This is a genomic window from Streptomyces sp. WG7 (genome assembly GCF_049975785.1).
In the GTDB taxonomy this organism is placed as follows: Bacteria; Actinomycetota; Actinomycetes; order Streptomycetales; family Streptomycetaceae; genus Streptomyces.
Genome location: NZ_JBNGGE010000019.1, coordinates 1 through 14,991 on the forward strand (window position 1 = coordinate 1; position 14,991 = coordinate 14,991).

Sequence of the window (14,991 nt, forward strand, 5' to 3'; positions counted from 1 at the left end):
ACGCCGACGCCTTCGGCCCAGGCGGTGCCGTCCGCGTCGGCGGAGAAGGATTTGCAGCGGCCGTCGGGGGCGAGTCCTCGCTGGCGGGAGAATTCGACGTAGATGCCGGGTGTGGACATCACGGTGACGCCGCCGGCGAGGGCGAGTGAGCATTCGCCCGAGCGCAGGGCGCGTATCGCCAGGTGCAGGGCGACCAGCGACGAGGAGCATGCCGTGTCCACGGTCAGTGCCGGGCCCTGTAACCCGAGTGTGTAGGCCACCCGGCCCGACGCGACACTCGACGTCGTACCCGTGAGTCCGAACCCGGCGGCCCCGGCACCCGCCTCACCCAGCCGCGGACCGTACTCCTGGGCCATGACCCCGGCGAACACCCCTGTCTGGGTGCCGCGCAGGGAGCCCGGTGCGATCGCGGCCCGTTCCAGGGCCTCCCAGCACACTTCGAGGAAGGCGCGCTGCTGCGGGTCCATCGCCAGCGCCTCGCGCGGCGAGATCCCGAACAGCTCGGCGTCGAAGTCCGCGGCGCCTTCGAGGAAGCCGCCGTTGCGTACGTAGGTGGTGCCCACGTGGTCCGGGTCGGGGTGGTAGAGGCCGTCGAGGTCCCAGCCGCGGTCGGACGGGAAGTCCGAGATCACGTCGCGCTGCTGGGCGACGACCTGCCACAGCGCCTCCGGCGAGTCCACACCGCCCGGGAAACGGCACCCCATACCGACGATCACGATGGGGTCGTCCTGTTCCGAACGGGCCTCGGGGGCCGCCGCCTCATGCTGCGCGTCGGCGAGCAGCGCGGCCAGCTCGGTCGGGCTGGGGTGGTCGTACACCACCGTGGTGGGGAGCTTGCGCCCGGTGGCGGTGACGAGCCGGTCACGCAGCTCGACGACCATCGCCGAGTCGATGCCCAGCTCCTTGAACGTCCGCCGCGGTGCGACCTCGGCGGCGGAGTCGTGGCCGAGCACGGCGGCGGTGTGCGCCCGGACCAGTTCCAGGGCGGCCGGGCCGGTCAGCGAGCGGCTCGGCTCGGTCCGGTGTCCGTCCGCGGCGTCCTCCGGGAGCGGCGCAGCCTGCGGCGCCGGCGCGGTGCCCGCCGACGGCAGGGCCCGGGCGCCGCCGGGCTGTCCGGAGATCCAGTGGCGGCGCCGCTGGAAGGCGTACGTCGGCAACTCGGCGCGGGCGGTGCCGGCGGGCAGCACGGCGGACCAGTCCACGTCCGCGCCCTGGCAGAACGCCTCGCCGAACGCGAGCAGCAGGCGCTGCGTACCGCCCTCCCCGCGGCGCAGTGTGCCCAGCGCGGCGACCGGCAGGTCCGCGGCCTCGGCGGTCTGCTGGACGGCGAGCGACAACACGGGGTGCGGGCTCATCTCGATGAACAGCTCGTGCCCCGCGTCGAGCAGTGTCCGCACGGCGGGCGCGAACCGCACGGGTTCCCGCAGGTTGCGGTACCAGTAGCCGGCGTCCAGCTCGGAGCCGTCCAGCGCCTCGGCGGTCACGGTGGAGTGCAGCGGCACGTTCCCAGTACGCGGTGCGATGCCGGCGATCCCGGACAGCAGCGTGTCGTGCACGGCGTCGACGTGCGAGCTGTGCGAGGCGTAGGCGACCGGGACGCGCCGGGTACGGACGTCCTCGCCGTAGTGGGCGGCCAGTGCGTCCAGGTCGGCCCCGTCACCGGCCACCACGGTCATGCCGGGCGAGTTGACGGCGGCCACGCTCAACCGCGGGTACGCGGCGAGGTCGTCGCGTACCCGGTCGGCGGGCAGCGACACGGTGAGCATGCCGCCACCGCGCTCGGCCAGCGCGCCGAGGGCGGTGCTCCGTACGGCGATCAGCAGGGCCGCGTCGTCCAGGGTGAGGGCGCCGCTGACGGTGGCGGCGGCGATCTCGCCCTGGGAGTGGCCGACGACCGCGGCCGGTTCGACACCTGCCGCCCGCCACAGGGCGGCCAGCCCGACCATCACGGCCCACAGGGCGGGTTGCACGACGTCGTCGCGGTCGAGGGCGGGCGCGCCGGGGCGTTCGCGCAGCACATCGGTCAGCGACCAGTCGCGATACGGGCGCAGCGCGCGCTCGCAGTCCTCGATGACCTGGGCGAAGGCGGGAACGTTGTCGAGGAGTTCCGTTGCCATGCCGGCCCACTGGGAACCCTGGCCGGGGAAGACGAACACGGCCTTCCGGCCGGTCCGGTGGGTGCTGCCCTCGACCGCGGCCTGGGTGACCCGGGCCTCGGCGACCGCGTCGAGGGCGGTCAGCAGGGCGTCGCGGTCGGTGCCGACCAGAACGGCCCGGTGGGAGAAGGCGGTGCGGTCGTGAGCGAGGGCCCGGGCGATCTCGGCGGCACCGGAATCCTGGTGCGCGGCGAGGTGCGCCCGCAGCCGGGCCGCCTGGGCGCGCAGCGCCTTGTCACCGCGTCCGGAAAGCACCCAGGCGAGGGAATCGTATGCGACCGATTCCTTCGGCCGCTCTGGCTTGTTTCCGGCGGCCGTGGCGGTGTCGCCCTGCCACTCGCTGAGCACCAGATGACAGTTGGTGCCCCCCATGCCGACCGAGGTCACACCCGCGACGAGCGGACCGTCGGGATTCCGCCACGGCCCGGTTTCGGTGACGGCGGCGAGCTGCAGCTCGTCGAATGGTATCCGAGGATTCGGGGTGCGGTAGTTCAAGGTCGGGACGAGTTCCCGCGCTTTGAGGCAGAGAATGGTCTTGATGAGTCCGGCTATGCCGGCGGCCCCCTCGAGGTGGCCGATGTTCGTCTTGACGGAGCCGACCCTGAGCGGGTTTCCCGGAGTGCGGGACGAGGCGAAAACAGCGCCCAGGGCCGCGGCTTCTATGGGGTCGCCGACCCGGGTGCCCGATCCGTGGATTTCGACGTACTGGGCTTGTTCCAGCGGTATACGCGCGTTTTCCCAGGCGTCGCGTATGACGCGTTCCTGAGCACTTCCGCGGGGAGTGGGAAGGGTGTCGCTCGCGCCGTCGCTGCCGATGGCGCCCCCGTTCAGCAGGCAGTGGACGCGGTCCCCGTCGGCCAGGGCACGGCTGAGGAGTTTGAGCGCCACCACACCTCCGCCCTCGCCCCGGACGTAGCCGTTCGCCCGGGCGTCGAGTGCGAAGCACCGGTGGTCGGGAGAGAGGCTGCCGAAGGCTGCCAGGGCCTGGGTGCTCTCCGGTGCGAGGTTGAGGTTGACGCCGCCGGCCAGCGCCACGACGGACTCGCCGCGGCGCAGGCTCTCGCAGGCCAGTTGCACCGCTACCAGCGACGAGGACTGTGCGGTGTCGACCACCATGCTCGGACCCCGCAGGCCGAGGACGTAGGAGACCCGGTTGGCGATGATGCCGCGGTGCAATCCGGTCACCGTGTGCGCGGAGGTGGCGCCGGGACCGGCCGCGTGGGTGAGGGCCGCGTAGTCGTCGGCGATCGCGCCGACGAAGACGCCGGTGGCGGTGTCGGCGAGCGTGGCCGGGACGATGCCGGCGTCCTCCAGCGCCTCCCAGGCGAGTTCGAGCGCGAGCCGCTGCTGCGGGTCCGTCGCGGCGGCTTCGCGCGGGGATATGCCGAAGAACTCGGCATCGAAGGTGTCGACACGGGGCAGGAAACCGCCGGGGCGCGGCGATCCATCGCCTGAAGAGGCAAGGTGTGCGCGGTCCGCGGGTGGCTCCGCTATCGCGTCGCGGCCGTTCCTGAGGAGGTCCCAGAATTCGGTGGGGCTTGCTCCACCGGGAAAGCGGCAGGAAAGCCCGACGACGGCAACCGTCCGGTCGTCGACCTGATCGGGCGTCTGCTGCGACTGCCCGTCCAGGAGCGACTGTTCCAGGTTTTCCGGTGCACCGCCTGACGGGCTTCCTGCCGCACTGTCCGATGGCGGTGCCGCCACCTGAATCCGGGCATGGCGGATCATGGTTCTCTTACTCCCCCCGTGAAGCACAATCAACGGCGCTGCCGACTCGGCGGCCCAGTCTGATTCGATTTGGAGCCTAGCATCGAGCTGGCGCTCCGTAAACCAATGACCAAGGCATGGAGTTGGTATGCGAAATCAATATGGCGGATAATCGGGGGTGCCGGCATCCCTTGTAAGCGTCTCGTTAATAACGCGGAAAGAGCGTGTACTTGCGGTGGGCTGTTGATCACGACCGCGTGGTCTGCGCCTTCGCGCCGCGGAACGTGTTTCCACGGGGTCGCTGCCGAGGCGTGCCCACCGTCCTCGGCACTCGTGCCCATGTCGGCGGGGTCGGCCGACGCCTCCCCGCCCGGTGACACCAGCCCACGAGGTCGGTCGAACAGGAGGGCGGAGGCCGAGCCGGGCCGGGAGGCCGGAGATCCGGGGCCGCGGCCACGGAGGCACCGACGGGCGGGCGCTCGCGGGCCGTGGCCCGATCACCGGAAGACGGCCGGGGCCTGACGCGGTGTCGGTTCCTCGGCGGCCTTGTCGGCCGGGTGCGCCTTGGTCAGGGTGCAGACGCCGTCCACGCACTCACGCTCCAGCCGGCCGCGGGAAATGGTCTGCATCAGACCGACCATCCAGCAGGTGGGGCAGCCGCGGAAGGCGACCAGGGCCAGCGGCGCCGCCAGCAGGGCGGCCGGGCCGACGACGGGCACCAGGGCGATCGAGCCGACGATCACCCCGAATCCGATGACGCCGCGCGCCAGATGGCGCGGGACGGACTTGCTGGAGAAGTCCGGCCCGGACGCCGCGGTCTGCGTGGCGGCCCGGCCCTTCGTGTCCTGTGCGGGCTTCATGGTGTTCACGGTCGTGGGTCTCCTCCGGCTGGTCGGTCGATGGCTTGATCGGGTGCCTGGTCGGTCACCGCGAGTGAGTGACGCAGTGCCGCGCGCGCTCTGTGCAGCCGGGACTTCATCGCGGCGGTGCTCAGACCGAGCGAACGGGCAACGGTCTTGCCGGGCAGGCCCTGTACGTCACGCATGATCAGGACCTGCCGCTGGTCACGGGGAAGGGCGCTGACCGCGGCCGCGATCCGCTCCACCTCCAGACTGTGCAGCACCGCGTCCTCGGCGGACGGTTCCGGTTCGGCCGACGCCTCGTTGTTCCACGAGACGAGGAGTCGTACCTGCCGGAGGCATTCGTTCCGCACGATCCGGAACATCCATGAAGCGAGCGCGCCGGTGGCCCGCAGGGTGCCGATCTTCCGGTACAGGATGATCAGCGCCTCCTGCGCGGCGTCCTCCGCGTCCTGCGGCGAGGCGCACAGCGAGATGGCGAACTTGCGCACATGAGGCTGCGATTCCATGACGACGGTGGTGAGCGAAGTGACGTCGCCGTCCTGAGCGGCCTTGATCAGCCGCTCGTCCGGCCAGGAGAAGCGTTGGTTCATGTGCTACTCATACCCGTGTGGCGCCCCGCGCGCAGGGCGCTGGTCAGCCGCGGCTCTTGTAGCGCCGCATCAGGTGCCAGCTGCAGGCGCCCACGAGCAGGGCTCCGACCACTACGAGGCCAGTGACCATCATTGGTTTTCCTCCTGGTTCTGTCGGCCCGTTCGGCCGGTACACAGACAAGAGACGACAAGGCCCGGAAAGGATTCACCTTCCGCCGAACTTTTTTCTCCGGACCGTGCGTGGCCCGCTCGCGCGGCCGCGGCCCGCGGCCGGCGACACCATGGACGAACGCCGCGCCGTCAAGACCCTCCTCAAGCCCTGACCAGCGCCTCCCCACCCGGCACCCGGCCGAGGGACCCGCCCGGCCGGTTCACCGGTGACGTCGATGCGGAGGGCACGTCAGGGATGTCCCGGGAGCGGGGAGGGAGCATCCCCGAGCCGTGCCCGGGGGGCCCGGGACGGGTGGGCGATGGCCCTGGTGGACGGCCCGTCCTCGGCGCGCGAGTCCAGGCGGAGCCGGTGCGCGTCCTTCAGCAGGTGCGCGGCCGTGTCCCTGTGCCCCCGGGCGAAGGCGATCTTGGCCGCCAGGCGGTGGGCGTAGCTGAGGGTGGCCGGATCTTCCGTCTCCGAGAGGTGTTCGAGTGCTTCGTGGGCATGCCGGTCCGCCTCCGGCAGGTCGCCGGACTTCCGCAGGGCCTCGGCCGCGGTCATGTGCGCGTGTGCGGCACTTTCCCTGTCGGCCTGGCCCTCCAGCAGTCCGGCGGCCTTCGCGGCCAGCTCGGCCGCGCGTGGCAGGTCTCCCGTGTACAGACGCAGGGCGGCCTCGCCCACCAGGCAGTCGGCGAGCAGCGGGTCACCGGCCTCCTCGAGACAGGTTGCGGCTTCGTCCTGGAAGGTCAGCGCGTCCTCGACCAGCCGGGCCGCCAGCGCCCGGTCGGCGAGCGTCATGAGCAGTCGGCCCCGGTGTCCCAGGCCGCCCGACGACGTCCGCACGTCCCGGGCCCGTTCGTGGAGTTCCGTTGCCAGCTTCTCCCGCACCGCGGCTGCCGGCCCCCCTTCCGGCGGCCGCGGGCGTCCGGTGCGGTCCGCTTCGCCCAGCTGGGCCAGGCAGCCCCGCGCCCGAGCCATGCCCATGCCGTCCCGTCTCAGGGCCGCGTACTGGTGGGCGGCGTCCGCCTGCTCCCGCGCCTCCTCGAACCGGCCCTCCTCACGCAGCGCGTCGGCCACCGCGCAGGTCAGTTCCGCCGCGAGGGCCCAGCCCTCGTTCCGCGCGCTGAGCGCCGCCGCCTTCAGCTCGGGCAGCGCGCCGGCCCGCCACCGCTTGCCGATGTCGCCGGGGCCGTCCCGCCGGGCGTTCCACAGACGCTCCCGCAGGTGCCGGTAGAGCCAGGTGCGCTGCAGCGGCTCCGCACCGGGCTTCGTGCGGCAGTAGGCGCGATAGAGGTCGTGGAACGCGTAGCGGCCGTCCGTTCGCTGGAGGAGACCGGCGTCCACGAGTTCCTCCAGCATCAGACCGCAGATCCCGGAGGACATCCGGCTCAGCGCCGCGGCCGAGTGGCGGTCGAAGTCCGGCCCGGGGTGGCCCGCGCACTCGCGCAGTACCCGCCGCTGCGGCTCGCTGAGCGTCTCGTACGCCAGCGTGAACGCGGCGCGCACGCGGTGGTCGTCGGAGCGCAGGTGCTGGAGCGGGTGGTCCGACTCCCGCATGGCCTCGAGCAACAGGTCCGGCGGAGTGCGGCGCAGGCGGGCGGCGACGGGACGCAGGGCGAACGGGAGACAGCTCAGCATCCCGGCGATCTCCGAGAGTTCGCGCTCGTGGCCGGTGAGTCCGCTCAGGTACCGCATCAGTTCCACGGCGTGCTCGACGGTGAGCGGCCCGAGCCGGTAGCGGCGGACGGGGAGGGGGACGCCGGTGAGCGACGAGTGACTGGTCATCAGGACGAGTGCGTCGGGCCGGACGTCGGCGGCGTCGGGCAGCCAGTCGGCAGCCACCGGCTCGGTGAACCGTACGACCGGGAATCCGACGGGTGGAAACCCCGGGGTGCGGTGCACGAGGTGCCGTTGCAGCTCCGCGGCCAGTGCCCTCTTGCCCACGCCGGGCGGCCCGTGGACGAGCAGCACGCCAGGGCCCCGGGCGGCCTCCTCCGCCAGCTCCCGCAGCTCGCGTTCCCGGCCGATCAGCCGGTCGTGGGCGGACGGTACTCCGCGCCCGGGAACGTCGTCGGCCGGTTCCCGTACCACGTACGCCGGATTGCGGAAGACGGCGATGCGCTCGCCCGAGTTGTGGGCGCCGAGCTGGGGGTGCTGAGGACGTTCACGGGTGCTCAGCCTCCGCCGCAGTCCGGCGTGCAGGGTGCCGAAGTCGAGCACGGGTCCGGCGCCGGGCACACCCGTGCGCACCAGGTCGAGCAGGGTGCCGGTGAAGGCGGACAGGGTCTCGCCCGGCGGCGACCAGGCGAGTTCGGTGGCGGCGCTGGAGGTGAGCACGCACACGCCGTCGATGTCGGCGACCTTGTTGAGCAGCGCCTCGGGATGGCTCATGCCACCCTCGACGGCGGCTCCGCTGAAGCAGCAGTCGAGGATGACGGCGCACTTCAGACGCCTCTGCCGGTGCGCCGCCCGGACCTCGTCGCGGATGTGCGCGTACGGCAGGGACCGCCACATCTGGTGCTCGTTCGAGTCACGCAGGGCGAGGTGCAGTTCGGTGGGGCGGTCGGGATGCAGCAGTCCGTGTCCCGCGTAGTAGACCAGGAGGGTGTCGGTGGCCTCCCGCACCGCCGCGTCGATGGCCCGCATGACGGTTTCCGGGCCGGACCCGGGGCCGAGCACCCGGCAGTCCGACGCGGCCAGACCCCACACCGTCTCGTCGCACAGCGTCGCCTGCAGGGCCGCGACGTTCCGTTCGACGGAGGGCAACTGGCTGAGCCCGCCGTCCGCGGCGTAGTCGTGGACACCGATGAGCACCGCCCGCGACGCGCCGCGGTCGGAGAGCCGCACGTTCATACCGTGCCCTGCCCCGGTCCCCGCTCCTGCCCCGGGTCCAGCTCAGGCTCGGGTTCCTGTTCCCGCTGCGCGCGCCGCTCCTGGAGAACCGCGAGCACGTCCTCGGCGGTGCCTTCCAGCACCGTGCCGTCGTTCTCGGTGACCCGTACGACCGGCGGTCGGGTTCCCCGGGGGAAACGCCATGCCCCCACCGCGACCAGCAGGGCGAGCAGACCCGAGGCGCTGTCCACCACCGCGGTGACCGATTCCAGGGTGCCCATGGCACCCGCACCCGCATCCGGGTTCGTCCGCGCCGTCCCCTTGTCGTCGCTGCCCGTTCCGACCCGGACGCCCGTCCCCGACACCCCGGGATCCCGCCGCAGCCAGCCTCTCAGCGCAGCGGCGCCCGCGGCGTCCTCCACCCGTACGCGCACCTCGGTCATCGACGCATCCCCCGTACCTGACTGGCTGTGCAATGTCCCTGCAGACGACAATGATCCCAGCTTTGTCACCGGAGCAAGAGACATCTGCCGGACCTTCATCCTCCCGCGTTCTGCGAGGAGCCGGGGGAGCCGGGGGAGCCGGGGGAGCCGGCGGGGGCGGCGGCAGTCGCCGGTGGACCGGTGGTCGTCGGGGTGCGGGTCTGGGCGGAGTCCGGCTGCGTCGTGGGGGCGAACGCCGCGCGGTACGCGGTGGGTGTCGTCCCGAGGGTGCGGCGGAAGTGCAGTCGGAGGTTGGAGGGGCTGCCCAGACCGCAACGGTCGGCGATGTGGTCCACCGCGAGTCCGGTGCTCTCCAGCAGTTCCCGGGCGCGGTCGAGCCGGGCGGTGAGCAGCCACCGCAGGGGTGTCGTGCCGGTCTCGGTGACGAACCGCCGGGCGAAGGTCCGCGGCGCCATGTGGGCGTGTGCGGCGAGCAGCGGGACCGTCAGCGGTTCGTGCAGGCGGGTCAGGGCCCATGCGCGGGTGGGCGCGAGGGTGACGCCGCACGTGTCGGGGGCCAGCGGCCGCTTGATGTACTGCGCCTGCCCGCCGTCGCGGTGGGGAGCGGAGACCAGGGAGCGCGCCACCTGGTTCGCCGTCCGCGCGCCGAGGTCGCGTCGCACCAGGTGCAGGCACAGGTCGATGCCGGCGGCGACGCCCGCCGAGGTCAGCACCTGTCCCTCGTCCACGTAGAGCACGCGCGGGTCCACCGACACCCTCGGGTACCGCGCGGCCAGTTCGTCGGCGTGCTTCCAGTGGGTGGTGGCTTCCCGGCCGTCCAGGATGCCGGCCGCGGCCAGCGCGAACGCCCCGGTGCAGATGGACACCAGCCGTCGGCCCCGGGCGTGGGCGCCGGTCAGTGCGGCGAGCACGTCCGCCGGGAGCCTTCGCAGGTGCGGTTCGTACCCCGGGACCACCACGGTGTCCGCCTCGCCCACCGCCTCCAGCCCGGCCGTCACCGTCACGGCGAACCCCGCGGCGGTCGGGACCGATCCCGGTTTCCGTCCGCACAGGGTCAGTTCGTAGGGATCACCGGGCACGGCGATGAAGACCTGGGCCGGGATGCCCAGGTCGAGGGGGAGTACGCCGTCCATGGCCAGCACCGCCACGCGGTGCGGTGCGCAGGAGGTGGCAGTTTCCTCTCGCATGAGGGCAAGTCTGCCACTGTCGCGACCAGTTGGCGCGGCCCATCATCGATTCCATGAACGACGAGATGATCACCGGCGTCCCGCCGCTCCCGGACACTCCCGTCACCCGCCGCGCGCTGGCCCTGGTGCGCGAGACGGAGTCCACCGCGACCGCCAACCACAGCGTCCGCAGCGCCCTGTTCGCCCGCCTCCGCGCCGACCACCAGGGCGCGGAGGCGGGGCACGACTACGATCCGGAACTGCTGTTCCTGGCCTGCGTCCTGCACGACATCGGCCTGACGCGGGCCGGCGACCGCCGCCAGCGGTTCGAGGTGGACGGCGCCGACACGGCCGCGGAGTTCCTCACCGGGCAGGGCCTGCCCACCGCCGACGTCGACGCCGTCTGGGAGGCCATCGCCCTGCACACGACGCCGGGCATCGCCGAGCGCCGCGGCATCCTGTGCGCCCTGGTGCACCAGGGGACCGGCATGGACTTCGGCTGGGACGCGGACTGCGTCGACGACGCGACCGGGGCCGCGATCCACGCCGCCTATCCGCGGCTGTCCATGGCCACCACCCTCACCGACGAGATCGTCGCCCAGGCACAGCGCCGCCCGGAGAAGGCCCCGCTCTTCTCCATCGCGTCCGAACTGCTGCGGGAGCGGTCCGTGCCACCGCACCGGACCCGGATGGAGACCATGGCCGACGCCGCGCGCTGGGGCAACTGAGCATGACCACGTACGGAATCCTGCTGTTCGACACCGCGCAGGAACTCGACTTCGCCGGCCCGTGGGAGGTGTTCACCACCTCCTCCGGCCTGCGGGACGGCACGGACGACGTCGTGCTGGTCGCCGAGCGATCCGCGCCCGTCCGGTGCTCCCAGGGCATGCGGGTACTGCCGGATCACACACTCGGCGACCACCCGCCGCTGGACGTCGTCCTCGTACCGGGCGGTTACGGCGCCCGGGAGGTGGAGCCGTACAACGAGCGGGTCACCGGCTGGCTCACCGACACCGCCGCGCGCGCCGCCTGGGTGGTCGGCGTCTGCACCGGGGCCTTCCTGCTGCACGCCGCGGGCCCGGCCCGGGCCCGCCGGGTCGCCACCCACTGGCAGTACGAGGAGGCACTCGAAGGACGCGGCGACGTCACCGTCGTACGGGACGCCCGCTACGTGGTCGACGGCAACCTGCTCACCAGCCAGGGCGTGTCCGCCGGCATCGACAGCGCCCTGTGGCTCGTCGGCCGGCTGCACGGGCGCGAACACGCCCGCGCCGTGCGCCGCGCCCTCCAGTACGACCCGGCACCCCCGTACCTGGCGGACGAGCCCCTCCTCTCCCCATGACCGACCGAGAAATGGAGTACCGACCGAGATGAACCGCCGTACCCTCCTGCACGCCACCACCGCGCTCGGCGCCGCGACGCTGACCGCCGGCACCGCCACCCGGGCCGACGCCGCGGCCGCCGCGGCTCCCCGGCGCGACCGTCCCTTGCGCGTACACGTCGTCATGTTCGACGGTGTGGAGGAACTCGACTTCACCGCCCCGTACGAGGTGTTCGCCGCCTCCGGCTACTTCGCCGACCGGGAGGTGCGGGTCCGCTACGTCACGCTCGACGGTCCTCGTACCGTCAAGGCCGCCTACGGCACCAGGCTGCGCGTCGACCACGGGTGGGCGCCCGAGGACGCCGACCTCCTCGTCGTCCCCGGCGGCGGGTACGCGCGCCGCGAGGACCCCGGAGTATGGGCGGAGATCCGGCGGGGCTCCCTGCCGCGGGCCCTGGCCGCCGCGGCCCGCCCGGACCTGACCGTCAGCGCGCTGTGCACGGGCGTCATGCTGCTCTCCGCCGCCGGGCTGACCACGGGGCGCCCCTGCACCACCCACCACCGGGCGCGGGCCGACCTGGAGCGGCAGGGCGGCGTGCTGAAGAACGCCCGCGTGGTCGACGACGGCGACCTGGTCACCGCCGGCGGGGTGACCTCCGGGCTGGACCTCGCCCTGTGGCTGGTGCGCCGGGAACTCGGCGCGGACGCCGCGGTCGGTCTGGAGGAGATGCTCGAGTACGAGGCCCGCGGCACGGTGTGGACAGCGCGAAACAGCCGGTGAGCGGAGACTCGCCGACCGACATCCGCTCCACACCGCCCGCACGAGCCCGCTCGTGTGCCGGGTCAGGGGCGCCCGCCCGTCCGTGGCATCGCGCGTCAGTCCTTCACGGCTGCCGTCGGGAAGCAGCCGGTCCAGCGGCCCGGCCCAGTCGGTCGCCGGGCAGTGGTGGTGGCAGCGGCAGACGGACTCCGGCGGCGGACTCCGGCCCAGCGGTCCGGTCAGAATGAAGCCCATGGACCACCTGCTGCACCTCGACCGCACGCTCGACGAGCTGGACCCGCCCCGCTGGACGCCTCCCGCCGCTGACGCGACCCGCTTGGTGCGCACCGTGCATGAGCTGCGGCGGGTGGCTCTGGGCGAACTGAGTCCCGCGGATCTGCGCATCCTCGTTTCGCAGCAGGTGGCACTGCCCCACGTCCTTCCGCTCGCCGTGCGCCTGCTGATCGAGGAGCCGCTGCTCGACGCCTACTTCTACGCGGGCGACCTGCTGCTCGCCACCGTCGATGCCCCCGCCTCCGCCTGGGCCCTGCTGCCGGAGCCCGGCGCACGGCTGCGGACCGCCGTCACGGCACTGCCGGACACGGCGGTCGCCGGCCTGCCACGCGGCGCCGCGGAGGCGCTTGCCCGCTTCGCCGGGCAGCCCGAGCCGCCTGTCTGACGCGTAGGGCGCCTGCGAAGGGGGATGCGCGCGCACCGTTTGGGCGGCGCCTGCCGGGCGAAGGGCTCCCGGTCGGGGCAGCGGCGCCGTGCGGCGGCAGGGGTGAGGGCACAGCGCCGCGCGGGCCGAGGACGTGCGGCCGGGCGACACGCCGACGCGGACTTCACGACGCGGCCACCGTCATGTCATGAACGTGTCCCGAGCGCGGTCAAGACCCAACGGGGCAACCGCACCGACTGTCTCAGAGGGCAGAAAGCCACGCGGGCGAACGGTCGCCCAGCTCTCCACCGCCCGCCCGCTCCGTCCGGAGCGACAGCCTCACACAGAGGAATGAGACACAGCATGCGCACTCGGAAGATCTCGGTACTGACCATGACCGCGGTGGCCCTCGGCCTGGCACTGACGGCATGCGGCAACGGCAGCGCCGACAACGCCGGCTCCTCCGCCGGCAGTTCATCGGCGGTCGCGAGCACCCCGCAGTCCGACACCGCGGCGGGCACGTCGTCCGACGCGCCCGCCGATTCCGCTACGAAGTGCACGGACCAGCTCGACTACGCGGGCGATCCGCGCTCCAACGCCGAGATCAACTCCGTCGGTGAGGACACGGGCACGTGTCCGCCGGTCCAGAAGTCCGAGGGGGTGTCGGGTACGCCGAAGGGGCCCGGTGCGAAGTGCACGGACCAGCTCGACTACGCGGGTGACTCGCGCTCCAACGCCGAGATCAACTCCATCGGCGAGGACACCGGCACGTGTCCGCCGGTCAAGCAGAAGTGAAGTGACGGCCGTCCCGGTTCCCGCCGGGCAGGCAGCCGTCGCATCACGCACGCGCACCCGGCTCCCGAGGAGCCGGTGCGCCTCGCGACCAGCGGGCGGTCGTGAGGCCGTCCAGGCGCAGCGGAGCGCCGGTGCGCGCGGTGATGTCCTCGGCGGTGACGCCCGGGGCCGTCTCCACGAGTGACGTCGAGGCGGCGGAGGCCTGCCGCGGGTTCGACGTCGGTGGCGACGACCCGGGCGCCCTCGCGGGTGAGGGACTCGGCCTCGGCGGCGCCCTGGCCCCGGGCGGCGCCGGTCACGATGACGACCTTGCCGAGCAGCCTCTTGGGGTGCGGGTCTCGCGGGCCGTTCACGGCCGCTCCCGGTCGCGCCGCCGGCCGGCCGGGAGCGGTACGGGCTCGGCGCCGGGGACGACGGTGTTCGTCAGCGTGCCGATGCCCTCGGCGGTGAGGGCGACGGTGTCGCCGGGCTTGAGCGGTGGCGGGTTCCGCTCGCCGCGCAGGCCCCACAGTTCGGCGAGGCAGCCGCCGTTGCCGCAGGTGCCGGAGCCGAGGACGTCGCCGGCGACGACACGGGTGCCGCGGGAGGCGTAGGCGGTCATCTCCTCGAAGGTCCAGCTCATGTTGGACAGCAGGTCCTCGCCGACCCTCTCGCCGTTGACCTCGGCGGTCAGGGCCAGGCGCAGGAACCCGTCGGTGTCCCGGTACGGCTCCAGCTCGTCGGCGGTGACGAGGTACGGTCCGAGGGTGGTGGCGGTGTCCTTGCCCTTGCACGGGCCGAGACCGACCTTCATCTCGGCGCCCTGCAAGTCGCGCGCCGACCAGTCGTTGAACACGGTGTAGCCGACGATGTGGTCGCGGGCCCGCTCGGGCGTGAGGTCCCGGCCCTCCCGCCCGATCACCGCGCCCACCTCCAGTTCGAAGTCCAGAACGGCCGAACCGGGCGGCATCGGGATGTCGTCCTGGTCGCCGTAGACCGCGTGCGGGTTGGTGAAGTAGAAGGTCGGCGCCGCGTACCACTGTTCGGGGACGCCGGCGACGCCGTCGACGGAGCGGCGTACGCCTTCGACGTGCTCCTCGAAGGTGACGAAGTCCCGTACGGACGTGGGCTGGAGCGGGGGGAGCAGCCGTACCTCGGAGACATGCGGACCGGGCGGAACATCCAGCGCCTGCCGGCCGGCGGCGAGCAGCCCGGGCAGGCCGTCGGTCTCCGTCAGCAGGGCGGACAGGGCGGAGACGCCCGGCAGCGGGTACAGGGTGCCGTCGTCCTCCACGACGGCCACCCGGTGGCGGTGACGGTGCTCGTAGGCGGCGAAACGCATGGTGGGGCTCCAGTGGGAGGGTCGGTCGGTCGAGCGGGACGCGCGTGAGGCCGTGGCCCACGGTGATACGGCCGCGACAGCCGGCCGCGCGGGCGGTGGCGTCGGTGTGCGCCTCGCGCATGCGACGGCATGGAGAGCCGCGCCCGCGGCTACCGCGAAGGAGAGCAGGCCGGGGCCGGGGACGCGACGGTGTGCGTCAGGGCGTGAACAGCACGGTCGCGTCCCCGG

General features: G+C 72.9%; 12 protein-coding genes and 1 pseudogene. 5 read left to right on the top strand and 8 right to left on the bottom strand.

Annotation, left to right across the window (positions count from 1 at the left end; genetic code table 11):
- The 6 genes from ACP4J0_RS19970 to ACP4J0_RS19995 all read right to left on the bottom strand — a co-directional run.
- On the bottom strand, positions 1-3,884 hold a 3,884-nt coding region (locus tag ACP4J0_RS19970), incomplete at its 3' end, for a type I polyketide synthase (RefSeq protein ID WP_426600030.1).
- Positions 3,885-4,360: 476 nt separating this feature from the next.
- Complete coding sequence (locus ACP4J0_RS19975) at positions 4,361-4,723, bottom strand: hypothetical protein (protein ID WP_426600120.1); 363 nt, start codon at positions 4,721-4,723, stop codon at positions 4,361-4,363.
- A gap of 5 nt (positions 4,724-4,728) precedes the next feature.
- Positions 4,729-5,316, bottom strand: coding sequence for an RNA polymerase sigma factor (locus ACP4J0_RS19980; protein WP_426600031.1), 588 nt, complete (start codon positions 5,314-5,316; stop codon positions 4,729-4,731).
- 400 nt (positions 5,317-5,716) lie between these two features.
- Positions 5,717-8,314 (bottom strand): caspase, EACC1-associated type, encoded by a 2,598-nt coding sequence (locus ACP4J0_RS19985; protein ID WP_426600032.1) that lies wholly within the window; start codon positions 8,312-8,314, stop codon positions 5,717-5,719.
- Between the two features lie 2 nt (positions 8,315-8,316).
- Positions 8,317-8,742 carry an effector-associated constant component EACC1 gene (locus ACP4J0_RS19990; protein WP_426600033.1) on the bottom strand — a complete coding sequence of 142 codons (426 nt, stop codon included), beginning with the start codon at positions 8,740-8,742 and terminating at the stop codon, positions 8,317-8,319.
- Between the two features lie 95 nt (positions 8,743-8,837).
- A complete protein-coding gene (locus ACP4J0_RS19995; RefSeq protein WP_426600034.1) occupies positions 8,838-9,929 on the bottom strand; it encodes a GlxA family transcriptional regulator in 1,092 nt (363 codons plus the stop codon).
- A gap of 53 nt (positions 9,930-9,982) precedes the next feature.
- Here ACP4J0_RS19995 and ACP4J0_RS20000 point away from each other — a divergent pair, with 53 nt between their 5' ends.
- The 5 genes from ACP4J0_RS20000 (at position 9,983) to ACP4J0_RS20020 (ending at position 13,442) form a co-directional block, all read left to right on the top strand.
- Complete coding sequence (locus ACP4J0_RS20000) at positions 9,983-10,636, top strand: HD domain-containing protein (protein WP_426600035.1); 654 nt, start codon at positions 9,983-9,985, stop codon at positions 10,634-10,636.
- 2 nt (positions 10,637-10,638) lie between these two features.
- A complete protein-coding gene (locus ACP4J0_RS20005; RefSeq protein WP_426600036.1) occupies positions 10,639-11,250 on the top strand; it encodes a DJ-1/PfpI family protein in 612 nt (203 codons plus the stop codon).
- Between the two features lie 28 nt (positions 11,251-11,278).
- On the top strand, positions 11,279-12,010 hold the full coding sequence (locus ACP4J0_RS20010; RefSeq protein WP_426600037.1) for a DJ-1/PfpI family protein: 732 nt from the start codon (positions 11,279-11,281) through the stop codon (positions 12,008-12,010).
- Positions 12,011-12,242: 232 nt separating this feature from the next.
- The gene (locus ACP4J0_RS20015) at positions 12,243-12,668 is read left to right on the top strand and encodes a contact-dependent growth inhibition system immunity protein (protein WP_426600038.1); all 426 of its coding nucleotides are present in this window, start codon (positions 12,243-12,245) and stop codon (positions 12,666-12,668) included.
- Positions 12,669-13,010: 342 nt separating this feature from the next.
- Positions 13,011-13,442: a hypothetical protein gene (locus tag ACP4J0_RS20020; protein ID WP_426600039.1), complete on the top strand. Its 432-nt coding sequence runs from the start codon at positions 13,011-13,013 to the stop codon at positions 13,440-13,442.
- 179 nt (positions 13,443-13,621) lie between these two features.
- Here ACP4J0_RS20020 and ACP4J0_RS20025 read toward each other — a convergent pair.
- Together ACP4J0_RS20025 and ACP4J0_RS20030 are read right to left on the bottom strand one after the other, a co-directional pair.
- A pseudogene (locus ACP4J0_RS20025) lies at positions 13,622-13,795 on the bottom strand (3-oxoacyl-ACP reductase); the annotation flags it as partial.
- Complete coding sequence (locus tag ACP4J0_RS20030) at positions 13,792-14,763, bottom strand: fumarylacetoacetate hydrolase family protein (protein WP_426600040.1); 972 nt, start codon at positions 14,761-14,763, stop codon at positions 13,792-13,794. The gene ACP4J0_RS20030 and the pseudogene ACP4J0_RS20025, both read right to left, overlap by 4 nt.
- Positions 14,764-14,991 lie beyond the last annotated feature (228 nt).

Bases quoted from the DNA above. Each gene is read 5' to 3' on its own strand.
- ACP4J0_RS19975 (WP_426600120.1), bottom strand. From the start codon at position 4,723: ATGAAGCCCGCACAGGACACGAAGGGCCGGGCCGCCACGCAGACCGCG.
- ACP4J0_RS19980 (WP_426600031.1), bottom strand. From the start codon at position 5,316: ATGAACCAACGCTTCTCCTGGCCGGACGAGCGGCTGATCAAGGCCGCT.
- ACP4J0_RS19990 (WP_426600033.1), bottom strand. From the start codon at position 8,742: ATGACCGAGGTGCGCGTACGGGTGGAGGACGCCGCGGGCGCCGCTGCG.
- ACP4J0_RS19995 (WP_426600034.1), bottom strand. From the start codon at position 9,929: ATGCGAGAGGAAACTGCCACCTCCTGCGCACCGCACCGCGTGGCGGTG.
- ACP4J0_RS20000 (WP_426600035.1), top strand. From the start codon at position 9,983: ATGAACGACGAGATGATCACCGGCGTCCCGCCGCTCCCGGACACTCCC.
- ACP4J0_RS20005 (WP_426600036.1), top strand. From the start codon at position 10,639: ATGACCACGTACGGAATCCTGCTGTTCGACACCGCGCAGGAACTCGAC.
- ACP4J0_RS20010 (WP_426600037.1), top strand. From the start codon at position 11,279: ATGAACCGCCGTACCCTCCTGCACGCCACCACCGCGCTCGGCGCCGCG.
- ACP4J0_RS20015 (WP_426600038.1), top strand. From the start codon at position 12,243: ATGGACCACCTGCTGCACCTCGACCGCACGCTCGACGAGCTGGACCCG.
- ACP4J0_RS20020 (WP_426600039.1), top strand. From the start codon at position 13,011: ATGCGCACTCGGAAGATCTCGGTACTGACCATGACCGCGGTGGCCCTC.
- ACP4J0_RS20030 (WP_426600040.1), bottom strand. From the start codon at position 14,763: ATGCGTTTCGCCGCCTACGAGCACCGTCACCGCCACCGGGTGGCCGTC.